We start from the raw sequence: 11,908 nt of genomic DNA, 5'->3' as shown, positions 1-11,908 counted from the left end.
TTCTCCCCATTCACAGACAAAAACCCTAGTTAATTTAATCAACCAGGGTTCTCCAGAGAATCGATTTTTAAAGATTAAAATTGAGATTTTTGCTCAAAGTTGGGTGCATATACATTGAGTAGATTGCTGACTTGGCGGAGAACTTCATCACCATTATTTTTAGGAATAACTGGCGTTTTGTTGTCATTGGGTTGTTCAATGTTACGCCCTATAGACTCGCTAATTTGCTGAGAAATTAATTCTTGCAGTTCTACTTTCGCACGTAGACGCTGGTAGCTAGCACCTTCTTCTGTCGTCGCATATAAGGGTGGTAAACGGTTTAGGGCGTAAGCTGCGATATCCCCGACATCCAATGACTTTTCGCTGGTTGCTTCAATTTCTGCGGCTCTACTGATGGCCTCCGTCAGTACTAACTCTTCCATGACGTTAATGAATTGTTTGCGAGGTACCGCCACTACCTCACCAGTCAATAATGAACCCATCAGTCGATCCAGCGCCATGTACTCTTCAATTGATAGCTCGGAGGCGTTATCACATATTCTTCCCACTTCTGCTTCCATGACTGGTGTCAAATAACCATCTTGGAGAGCTTGCTCTACAATTTTTTCAATACTCATAACGCTCATTATTTTTAGGCTGGCCAAGGAGGAGAGGGACGGTATCAATGCAATTCATTTTCCCTAATTATCGTCAAAAAGTATATAAATTAATGACAATATGTTAATCAGTCAATGCCATCAAATCTCCAGGGTACTGGGTCAATACTTTGACCGTTAACATATAAACCCCAGTGTAAATGCGGACCTGTGGAAGCGCCTGTGGAACCAACTTTGCCCACTATTTGACCAGCTTTCACAAAATCACCTTCTTTGACATTAATTTGACTGAGGTGCATTAAAATACTGGTTACACCTTGACCGTGGTCAATGCCAATTGTGTTGCCGTGAACTATAAATCCTGCGGATACTTCACCGACTAAGGCGATTGTGCCATCAGCTGGGGCGATTACGGGTGAACCCGCAGCACCAGCGTAGTCAACGCCACGATGGTAGTAATCTTGGGCAAATTTACCATTGTAATAGCGACGGATACCGTAGGTTGTGGTAATCCGCCCTTGATTTGGTTTGACCATAGGACCATTCCAATGCTTTTGCGGTGTTTCTATGGCTTTGAAAGCTGCTACGCGCTGGAGTTCATGTTCTGTGGCTTTCACACCAGCTCTTCCTGGTGGTAAGTTAATCCGTTGTGTGGGAAAGGTTCGACTCCGCAAATTAACGGCTAAGTTTCGCGCTTCACCATCTCCGGTAACTTTTAGGGTGAGAGTTCCTGGTTTATCCAGTGGAGTTGTGGGAATTAAAGCCCGATATTTATTCTGGGCGATCGCAAATGCTTTATAAGAATTTTCACCTACAGTCACGGTAGGGTTACTACCATTGAGGGAATCAGCTACATTAATTACCACAGATAGGGTATCCCCCAACTGGGGATTACTGGGAGTTACCTGTGCTTGCAAAGCATCTACAGGCAAAGCCAAGATGACAACAAACACCGATGCAAATATACCAATAAACAAGTTTTTTATCTGGCGGTGGAGTTTCCCGCCTGTAAAACTAAAATAGGACAATTTTTTCAGAGATTCGTTGGTTTTATGATCGATAGTCATAGAGCTACAATACAATCTCTTAGTTCTGTTAATAAACAGACTAGCTGATGATTGCGAGTGTTTTTGACAGCTGGAGATTTTTCTGAATTTCAATAGTATATTATACTAAGTTGTTTCAATAAATACTCTCAGCACTAAACTATACTATATTTAATATATTACAGGGTAAAAAAAATTCGAGGAAGGCGAATAGCACCTCGAAACTTCGGTAAATGTGATCAGATTTTTATCCCTGGTTATAAATTAAACTTTTACCTTGACGTGAGAGGTATTGATTAATTCGCCATCTTCCATTTGAACAATACGATCAGCAATATCCAAAATGCGGTTATCATGAGTCACCATGAGGATTGTACTGCCTTGTTCTTGAGCCAATTTTTGCATCAGGTTAACTACATCTCGGCCTGACTGACTATCAAGGGCTGCTGTGGGTTCATCTGCTAAAACTAGTGGAGGATGGCTAACTAAAGCGCGGGCGATCGCTACTCGTTGTTTTTGTCCTCCTGATAATTTGTCTGGATAATAATCCAGGTGATTTCCCAAGCCTACCTGCTCTAACATTACGGCGGAACGGGTTTGGAGTTCTCGGAGGCTAATATGCTGGTGCAGTTCTAAACCCATTCTGACATTTTGTAATGCTGTCAAACTACCATGCAGATTGTGTGCTTGGAAAATATAACCGTTATGCTGTCGCGCCTGTACTAATTGTTCTGTACTAGCACCGCTAAGTTCCCTATCTAAAACTCGCAAACTACCAAATTGGACGAAACGCAACCCACCCACCAAAGTCAGTAGGGTAGTTTTTCCCGAACCAGAAGGCCCAGTCAAAATAATAATTTCCCCAGACTGAATCTCTAGATTAATGTTACATAAAACTTGCTTACGAAGTGAACCGTTTCCAAAGTAGTGATCGAGGTTCTGGATAGAAATGACTGGCGGCATAGTAAGTTTAAATCATGGAGTAGGGAACAGGGAACAGTGAACAGTGAACAGTGAACAGTGAACAGTGAACAGTGAACAGTGAACAGTGAACAGTAAACAGTAAACAGTAAACAGTATTGAAGGCGTTTTATTCAGAGGTTTTAACCCAATTAAGTCTCTGGACTGATAACTGATGACTGATAACTGATGACTGATAACTGATAACTGATAACTGATAACTGTTTAAAACATATCAGCCGGGTCAGCAGAACGGACTTTACGAGTGGCGATCGCACCGGAAATTGAACACATAATGATAGTTAAAATCAACACGTGTAAACCCCGAATTGCGGTCATATACATAGGTAGATTTGTGGCGGCGCGAGTCATTTGATAAAGTCCCAAAGAGACTACTACACCTGGAATAAAACCCAAGGCTGCTAAAATTAAAGCCTGTTCAAACACTACACTCAGCAAGTAGTAATTACGATATCCCAAAGCTTTAAAAGTAGCGTATTCCCGGACATGGGCATTGACATCAGTGGAAAGCACTTGATAAACCAAAATTACGCCGACTGCAAACCCCATTGAGACACCCAAGCTAAAAATAAACCCAATGGGAGAGTTATTTCTCCAAAAGTTATGCTCAAATGCAATAAATTCTGCGTGAGTCATGACGCTGACATCATCTCTGAGATAAGCTTGCAAGGCTGTTGCAACCTGTTTGGGGTCATAACCTGGTTTTACCCCGATTAAACCTACACTGATACTGCTAACGGGGTGTTGGGAAAATAAACGTAAGAAGTTTTGATCGCTGGTCATCAGGCTACCATCAGAACCAAAGGAAGCCCCCAGGGTGAATAAACCACTAATGGTAATTGTCCGCCCGTCTATTTCGGTGGTGAGTTTTTCCCCTTGGTCAATTTGAGCGATCGCCTCTTGGTAATCTCCTCTCGCACTGCGGTCAAACAAAACAGTATCCGGTAGTTTGATTGACTGTAATTGGCTATTCACATCCGGTAAATCCAAGACTGGCTGATCTGGATTAAAACCAATAACTTGTACCGATGTCTCGCGGCGTGTTTGGGGATTTTTCCAAATGATGTTATTCACATACATTGCTTCTGCTGAATACACACCAGGGATATCCATAGCTTGGTAAAGTCGTCGCCGAGAAAATGGCGGCATATTTTGCAGACTACGGGCTTGAGGACTGATTAAAACAATATCTGCTTGCAAACTGCGATGTATTCGCGTATTACTCTCATATAGCGCCGTCTGAAAGCCCATCTGCATGAACATTAAAACATCCGCAAAAGCAATACCTGATAAGGCTACCAGCAGACGACTTTTTTCGTGACTCAGTTGCAGCCATCCTAGAGGTGTGCGTCGCCGCAATTGTTTAATGAGTCCCATCATAAAAGTACTGAGTGAAGATGTTAAGAAACCAGGACTTACGCAAAATTATCAAAAACGTTCGCGTAGCGTGCGCGTAGCGCATACCACAAAGGACACAAAGGACACGTTCGCTTTAGCGTCTCCCCTTGGGAGAAGTCAAGAGGGTTTGAGAGAGTTTTTGCGTAAGTCCTAAAAACAATACAGAGTCTAATTCTTAATTACGAATTACGAATTACGAATTACGAATTACGAATTACGAACTACGAACTACGAATTAGATAATTGAATTACTGCCTTAACTTGCATATTGGTTAAGTTGCCAGCTTTCTCACTAGAAGTTGCATCTAGCCGGATATAAACTTCCACAACTCTGTTATCAATATTGCTGATTGGGTTAGTATTAATAACATTTTGTCGCCGCACTTGTAAGCTTTTACGCTCTACTATTCCCTGTAATTCTAGAGGGATAAAATCGCCAAATACTTGGACTTTCTGCCCGATATCAACTTTCTCGATATCGCTTTCATAAACTTCGGCAACTACATACATTTGGCTGGTTTGTCCAATGTCAGCAATACCATTAGTGGAGATTAATTCTCCTGGACGGGAGTGGATCTCGAAGATTTGTCCATCTTGGGGCGATCGCACATAGGCTTGTTGCAGATTTACTTGGGCGCTTTTCATGGCTGCTATAGCTCGATTTACTTCGGCTGTGGCGGCTTCTATCTCTACTTTTGGGACTTCTGCAATCTGTTGTAGTGTGGCTTGGGCGGCTTTAATTTCTTGCTGGCTGCTTAACTGGGTGCGAGTTAACTGTGTTTGCGCCTCTTGCAGATTTTTTTCGGCTGTTTCCAGTGTTAAACGTTTACTATCTCTTTGGGAGGCTGATATTGCTCCCTGTTCGTACAATTCTTGATATCTTTGGTTTTCTGCGGCGGCGTTACGTACTTGGGCTTGCCATCGGGATATAGTGGTTTTTTGGGCAGCGATATCACCTTGGCTTTCTGCCTCTAACTGGGTAATTTTGGCTGCTTGGGCTAAAATTTCTCCCCTTTTTGCACCTGCTTTGATGCGGTTTAAGTTTGCTTGTTCGACTTTTACCTGTTCTTCAGCCTCTTGCAAGGCCGCTAACAAAGTTAAGCGACTGTCTAAAACCGCTATTACCTGTCCGGATTGGACTCTATCCCCTTCTGTGACTAAAAGTTCCTCTATCCGACTACCTGCGGGAGAGGCGCTAGGAGAGAGTTTAATTACTTTTCCTTTTGGTTCAATATGTCCGAGGGCTGTTACCGTTTTTAACTCAGGTATTAGTGCTGCTGGATCTTGTTTCTTCTGATTTACTGTATCCTGAAATCTTAATCCTGTATAAACACTACTACCAATTACAGTTAATGATACAATTATCGCTATAAAAAACGGCGGACGTAAAATAGATTGGGAAGAAATTGATCGCTCTAGCTTTGAGTTCTGCACGATAGCATACCTTTGAAGCAGGTCTAAATAAGCTGATTAAAATCAGAAAAAATCAAATTTTGGTAAATGTCCCGCCTAACTCTTTTTTGTCACTCAGAAGAGAAAAAATCTGATTCTCTAACGGATTTGTAGATGTCTTTTACTCTACTCACTGAATATTCTGCGGTGATTTCAGCCAGTACAATTAATTGAGGTGTGCAAAACTAAACCGTTTAGTCTATATAAGGATTATACTAAACCGACTAGTTTAGTCAAGCGATCGCCAGAAGCATATATGTGAAAATGATCATAAATAAGGATTATCGAAAAATGGTACGCCCAAAAGGTGGAGAAGTAGAGCGCTCAAATTCAGCAGACAAAGCCGATAAAATTCTGCAAGGGGCGATGCAAGAATTTTTAGCTCATGGTTATGCTGCCACTAGTATGGATCGAGTAGCAGAAGCATCTGGAGTTTCTAAGGCCACAGTATACAGCCATTTTCAAGATAAAGAAAGATTATTTAAAGCATTAATCGAGAAACTGGCGAGAAAGCGGTTTAACTCTATTTTGGGATCACAACCCTTGAAGGGAGAACCTTATGTTGTGCTGCGCCGATTAGCCGCAACTGCTTTAGAACAGATGGTTAATGATCAAGAATACCAGTGTTTTGAGCGGCTGTTAATGGGGGAGTCGGCGCGTTTCCCGGAGTTGGCGCAGGTGTTTATTCACAGCATTGCGAAACCAGCCATTGAGACTATCAGTACATATTTAGCAGCTCATCCTGAACTGAAGATACCTGATCCAGAGGCGACAGCGAGGATTTTGATTGGTTCTTTAGTACATTTTGTGATTACTCAAGAGATTATGCACGGTAAGGATATTATCCCTATGGAAGGCGATCGCTTGATTGATGCTTTAACTCACTTGATTGTCAATTCTGCTGAATGAGGATGTGCGATCGCCTCTTTGGTGGTTTTGTTGGCCTTTGCGTATTGGTATGGTTGCGTTGTTTATACCGAAAAACTATAGCTACTGGATAATTCTTTCACAAACTCTTTCTTAGGAAGGAACACATTCTATCTAAGATTTTTTAGATTGTTCTTAGTAGATGTATTAACTTTGAGGGTAAAAAATATCATGGATAAGAAATTAGAAAATCAAATTAATCAACCAGTCAACCCAGATTTGGATTACACAGAACAGCCAACCGTCAATCCAGGGGATGTAATTGACGAGTCGAAATCACTAAAACAAAAAGCGCAACAATTAGCTGTGAATACGCAGGATATTACAGGCGATCAAATTACAGTTCCCACTTACTTTATTGTCGAAAACCCAGATGGGACTAAAAAAGCAGCCCACCATGTGAGAGATGCAGAAGAAATTTCTGACGTAATTCGCCAAGCACGAGTCGATGAAGATGGAAATCGGACTTGGTGGTAGTTCTAAAACTGGGGAAGATAATTGGAAAAAAAGAATGTCACAACCGTTTGTTTTTTAACCCATTTCTTCGGTAAATTGAAAAAAAGTTACTCATCTGATGGGAGAATTAGCAATCAGTGGTGACCATCGGACTGCTCTATGTTTCTTTGTCTTGTATAATCATGCAGTTGGTTTGATGATAGTCAGACTTTCGCTACATAAAATAAGTTAGATTAGCTTGACTAGAGCAGTTCTGAAAATTTTAAACTTATGCAAACAGAATTACGGGATGCGATCGCCCCGCAAGAAATAGAACGCCGTCGCAACTTTGCCATTATCTCTCACCCCGACGCAGGTAAAACCACACTCACCGAAAAACTTCTATTATACGGGGGTGCAATTCAGCAAGCAGGGTCTGTAAAAGCCCGTCGTTCCGAACGTCACGCCACCTCAGACTGGATGGCCATGGAACAACAACGGGGAATTTCTATTACCTCAACAGTATTACAATTCGAGTACCAAAGCTGTTTGCTCAATCTTCTAGATACACCAGGACACCAAGATTTCAGTGAAGATACTTACAGAACCCTAGCAGCTGCGGATAATGCCGTGATGTTGATTGATGCTGCGAAAGGACTAGAAACCCAAACCCGCAAGTTATTTGAAGTGTGCCGATTGCGATCGCTACCCATCTTTACCTTTATCAACAAACTGGATCGTCCCAGTATGTCACCCTTAGAGCTAATTGATGAAATTGAGCGCGAGCTAGGACTTTCAACCTACGTCATTAATTGGCCTATCGGTACAGGAGACCAATTCCAAGGGGTTTTTGACCGTCGCCATCAGCAAATTCATCTGTTCCAGAAAACTGCGGGTCATGGTAGTAAAAAAGCCTCAGATACGACTATCTCTTTAAATGATCCCAGGATTGAGACGCTGTTAGACCCAGATTTGTACCAGCAACTCCTAGAAGACATAGAGATTCTCGATAGTTTGGGGCCAGCCTTGGATTTAGAAGCGGTGCATCAAGGTAAAATGACACCAGTGTTTTTTGGGAGCGCCATGAACAATTTTGGCGTAGAGTTGTTTCTAGAGTCCTTTTTAGAATATGGACTCAAGCCTACTTCCCATAAAAGCAGCAAGGGTGAAATTCCGCCAACTTATCCCCAGTTTTCCGGGTTTGTCTTCAAGTTGCAAGCCAACATGGACCCAAAACACCGCGATCGCATTGCCTTTTTACGTGTGTGTTCTGGTAAATTTGAAAAAGACATGGTAGTAAATCATGCTCGTACCGGGAAAACAGTCCGCCTCTCCCATCCCCAAAAATTGTTTGCTCAAGAACGAGATACAGTAGAAGTCGCCTATGCAGGGGATGTCGTCGGGTTAAACAATCCCGGCACATTTGCCATTGGAGATACCGTTTACATCGGCGAAAAGCTAATTTATCCCAGTATTCCTTCATTCTCCCCAGAGTTGTTTGCATACCTAAAGAATGCTGACCCTACGAAGTATAAAAATTTCAATAAAGGAGTCACAGAACTGCAAGAAGAGGGAGCAGTGCAGATTTTATACTCCACAGATGAAAGCAAACGCAACCCCATTTTAGCGGCTGTTGGTCAACTTCAGTTTGAGGTGGTGCAGTTCCGTCTGATTAATGAGTATGGAGTTGAGACTTACTTAGAAGCTCTACCTTATTCAGTGGCTCGTTGGGTAACTGGGGGGTGGACTGTTTTGGAAAAGGTAGGTCGTTTGTTCAACACCTTTGTAGTTAAAGACCATTGGGAGCGTCCGGTATTGTTGTTTAAAAACCAGTGGAACTTAGATCAAATTATCGGAGAACATCCAGAATTAGAGTTAAGTCCCATTGCTCTACCTCCTAGCACTGAGAAGGGTTAATTTCTCTCCTCGCAAAGCACCAGGCCTGCTACGGTTGAATATCGCCTGGTGCAATTGTTGTTTTTAACGCAGAGGTACGCGGAGGTTAGCGCAGAGGTACGCGGAGTTTGAGGAAATAGAGGGAAGGGGTTCTTCAGAGTTTTACTTTTCCGGTTGCGCCCACAACTATAGCAATCGCCCAGGAGGTTAGGACAGAAACAGATAATGAAACCCTTGTTCCCTGTTCCCTGTTCCCTGCTATAAAAGAAGTCAACGGAATAACAATATAGGAATATTACTACTTCTCAACAGTTGGGCTGTGGTAGTGCCAATGACTAAATTACGAATGCGCCGATGTCCATAAGTTCCCATCAGTAATAGGTTGATATTGTGTTGACTAATATAGTTAGCGATCGCAGTTTCTGTTTCACCTGGTAATAGCCGACAAATTGGCTCAAAATTTGCCCTTTCTAATTGTTCTTTAGCTTCATTGAGTCTATCCATTTCTGTTGTCACTGAGTTACTTTTAGTCACAGTTAATAAATGGATCTCTAAATTGTGGAAGACAGGAGAATCTACTAAAAATTGCAAGACTTTTTTCCCAGTAGGGCTACCATCATAAGCTACTAAAATACGCGAAATCTGTTTAAATTCACGGGGAATAACTAAGCATGGCTTCTTACTACTACGGACAATCCGATCTACATTGGCTCCTAAATGTCCAGATGCAAAATCTACGGCTTCTCCCCGTTTACCTAAAACAATTAAATCAGAATCTTTTTCAAATTCATCCAAACAATCTACCAGAAATCCGGTTTTATTAGTTAACTTAAAATCTGTGATGCCCTCAGCTTTCAGAGTTGCACCAGCATTTTGTAAAATTAACCGGGCGCGTTGATTATTAAGCTTGGCTTTTTGATGTTCTAACTCTACTAACTCATGTAGCAATTGTTCAGAAGCACCAAGCCCAATACTACCGCTCAGGTTGTCAGTAGAAACTAATTTTTGACTACGAATATCTGTGACAAACAAGACATTAATGTGAGCATGAAATTTCTGAGCAAACCAAGCCCCATATTTATAAATATTTTCGGCAAAAGATGACCCATCTGTACAAAGTAAAATATTTTTCATTCTGCTGACATTCTCGGAATTGCTAAGGATTAAAAGCCAAAAATATTACTGTTTTTTCAGAGCATCGGAGTTTTGAGATATTGCTAATTTATTCACCAAGGTAGCACTAGCTTCATTGAGTCCGATGAGTTCTACCTCTGCACCATTGCGGCGAAATTTCAGCACGGCTCTATCAAGTACCTCTACTGCACCTTGATCCCAGAGGTGAGCATGAGTTAGATCAATGGTGACACGCTCGACGAGTTCTGTAAAATCAAAAGCGGCCATAAATTCATCTCTGGATAAAAAGAAAATTTGTCCAGTGACGTTGTATATGCGATGTTCGCCATCCTCACTCAGCACTTTATCCACAAAGACTAATTGAGCTATTTTGTTGGAGAAGAATACTGTACTCATCACAATACCTGTGATCACACCCAGGGCAAAGTTGCGACTAAAAACAGTGACAAGCATTGTTGTCAACATCACGGCGGTATCTGTGCGGGGGATGCGGGAAATATTTTTGAAGGATGACCAGCGAAATGTCCCGATTGATACCATAATCATCACGGCTACTAATGCGGCCATGGGCATTTGTTTGACCCAATCCTGCAAAAATAAAATGGCAATTAACAGGAAAATCCCAGCCGCGAGGGTTGATAGTCTTCCCCTTCCACCAGACTGGACATTAATCACGGATTGTCCAATCATCCCACAGCCAGCCATACCCCCAAAGAAGGCAGTCACCATGTTAGCAATGCCTTGTCCTTTGGCTTCTTGGTTTTTGTCGCTGGGTGTATCTGTGAGTTCATCTACCAGAGCCGCAGTTAAGAAGGAAGCTAATAAACCGACGATCGCTAAGGTGAGGGAATAAGGCAGAATAATTTGCAGTGTTTCCAGTTTCCAAGGTACTTGGGGGAGAGCAAAAATTGGTAAACTTGCGGGTAGTTCTCCCATGTCTCCAACGGTGCGAACATCAAGTTTGAGGGCGATCGCCGCGATGGTCATCACCGCTAAAGCTACTAAGGGTGAGGGAATGGCTTTGGTAAACAGAGGTAGGATATAAATAATACCCAATGAAAGACCAGTCAGTATATATACAGTGAAGGGAACATTAGTCAATTCCGGTAACTGAGCCAGGAAAATTAACACCGCGAGGGCATTAATATAGCCAATCATTACCGCTCTGGGGACAAATCTCATGTAGCGGCCTAGTTTAAACACCCCAAACAAAACTTGCAAAATGCCGGTTAAAAAGGTGGCGGCGAATAAATATTCCAAGCCATGATCTTTGACTAAATCAATCATTAACAGCGCCATTGCGCCTGTAGCGGCGGAAATTGAACCGGGTCGCCCTCCTAAAAAGGCGGTGATCACTGCAATCATAAATGAGGCGTAAAGCCCAACTTTGGGATCAACCCCGGCAATAATGGAAAAGGCGATCGCTTCTGGAATTAGCGCCAGTCCCACAACCGCCCCGGCCATAATGTCTCGCTGAGTGTTAAAAAACCACTCTCGCCTCAAAATCCTCAAAATTGTTCCGTTCAATTTTCCTCCTAGCGCTGTTATTCATCTAAAGTTACCAGTACCTTGGCACACTTCTAATGGTTCACTAGTCAGGCAGATTTCGGTAATTAAGCATACTGATTTGCAGAGTCAGACAGTATACATAACTCTGGTGAGGTAGATAGTTTCAAGCAACTATTCCCAGCCAAATCTCTAGGCTAAAGTCGTGATGTGCGATCGCCACCAAGCTGAATGATAGTTGGCTTGGTTTCCTGAAAAACTAGCTTTAATACTTCTGATTAGCCAGACTCAGGCGGCATTTTTAGGTGGAAAATTCCCACTATTTAACGCTACCGAAGAGATGGTTACCTGGAACATCACCCGAATCTGCTGACTACTGAACAATTACCAAAAAATGGGGTGTAAAGCCGCGTCTCTTCAGGACGGCTTTCGAGAGCGTGATTTAGGCAAAGAATCTTGATGCATCATAGTCTGTAATCGTTGTAAAATAAATGGCAAGTTCTTCGACATACTTAAGGTATAGGGTTCGACCCAGAA

10 protein-coding genes are annotated in these 11,908 nt (G+C 42.3%); 3 read left to right on the top strand and 7 right to left on the bottom strand.

The features are described from left to right. Positions 1 to 74: 74 nt before the first annotated feature. The 5 genes from VB620_RS17270 to VB620_RS17250 all read right to left on the bottom strand — a co-directional run bounded on the left by VB620_RS17270 (position 75) and on the right by VB620_RS17250 (position 5,455). Positions 75 to 617 carry a late competence development ComFB family protein gene (locus tag VB620_RS17270; RefSeq protein ID WP_323197383.1) on the bottom strand — a complete coding sequence of 181 codons (543 nt, stop codon included), beginning with the start codon at positions 615 to 617 and terminating at the stop codon, positions 75 to 77. Positions 618 to 724: 107 nt separating this feature from the next. Continuing rightward, positions 725 to 1,663 (bottom strand): M23 family metallopeptidase, encoded by a 939-nt coding sequence (locus VB620_RS17265; protein WP_323197382.1) that lies wholly within the window; start codon positions 1,661 to 1,663, stop codon positions 725 to 727. A gap of 243 nt (positions 1,664 to 1,906) precedes the next feature. Beyond that, on the bottom strand, positions 1,907 to 2,605 hold the full coding sequence (locus VB620_RS17260) for a DevA family ABC transporter ATP-binding protein (protein WP_323197381.1): 699 nt from the start codon (positions 2,603 to 2,605) through the stop codon (positions 1,907 to 1,909). A gap of 222 nt (positions 2,606 to 2,827) precedes the next feature. After that, positions 2,828 to 4,000, bottom strand: a complete 1,173-nt coding sequence (gene devC, locus VB620_RS17255; protein WP_323197425.1) for an ABC transporter permease DevC — start codon at positions 3,998 to 4,000, stop codon at positions 2,828 to 2,830. A 249-nt stretch (positions 4,001 to 4,249) separates the two neighbouring features. After that, the gene (locus VB620_RS17250) at positions 4,250 to 5,455 is read right to left on the bottom strand and encodes an ABC exporter membrane fusion protein (protein ID WP_323197380.1); all 1,206 of its coding nucleotides are present in this window, start codon (positions 5,453 to 5,455) and stop codon (positions 4,250 to 4,252) included. Between the two features lie 309 nt (positions 5,456 to 5,764). Between VB620_RS17250 and VB620_RS17245 the strand changes: the two genes are divergently transcribed. From VB620_RS17245 to prfC, 3 genes are all read left to right on the top strand, one after another. Continuing rightward, on the top strand, positions 5,765 to 6,382 hold the full coding sequence (locus VB620_RS17245; protein ID WP_323197379.1) for a TetR/AcrR family transcriptional regulator: 618 nt from the start codon (positions 5,765 to 5,767) through the stop codon (positions 6,380 to 6,382). Positions 6,383 to 6,571: 189 nt separating this feature from the next. Beyond that, positions 6,572 to 6,877, top strand: a complete 306-nt coding sequence (locus VB620_RS17240) for a hypothetical protein (RefSeq protein WP_323197378.1) — start codon at positions 6,572 to 6,574, stop codon at positions 6,875 to 6,877. 249 nt (positions 6,878 to 7,126) lie between these two features. Then, positions 7,127 to 8,752 carry a peptide chain release factor 3 gene (prfC, locus tag VB620_RS17235; RefSeq protein WP_323197377.1) on the top strand — a complete coding sequence of 542 codons (1,626 nt, stop codon included), beginning with the start codon at positions 7,127 to 7,129 and terminating at the stop codon, positions 8,750 to 8,752. A gap of 249 nt (positions 8,753 to 9,001) precedes the next feature. Here prfC and VB620_RS17230 read toward each other — a convergent pair whose 3' ends face one another. Together VB620_RS17230 and VB620_RS17225 are read right to left on the bottom strand one after the other, a co-directional pair. Continuing rightward, positions 9,002 to 9,865, bottom strand: a complete 864-nt coding sequence (locus VB620_RS17230; RefSeq protein ID WP_323197376.1) for a universal stress protein — start codon at positions 9,863 to 9,865, stop codon at positions 9,002 to 9,004. 45 nt (positions 9,866 to 9,910) lie between these two features. Continuing rightward, positions 9,911 to 11,329, bottom strand: a complete 1,419-nt coding sequence (locus tag VB620_RS17225) for a SulP family inorganic anion transporter (RefSeq protein WP_323197424.1) — start codon at positions 11,327 to 11,329, stop codon at positions 9,911 to 9,913. Between the last annotated feature and the right edge of the window lie 579 nt (positions 11,330 to 11,908).

The sequence above is a fragment of the Nodularia harveyana UHCC-0300 genome (assembly GCF_034931085.1).
Taxonomy (GTDB): Bacteria; Cyanobacteriota; Cyanobacteriia; order Cyanobacteriales; family Nostocaceae; genus Nodularia; species Nodularia harveyana.
The sequence above is the reverse complement of the archived record's forward strand: the minus strand, read 5'-3'. Positions and strand labels throughout refer to the sequence as shown.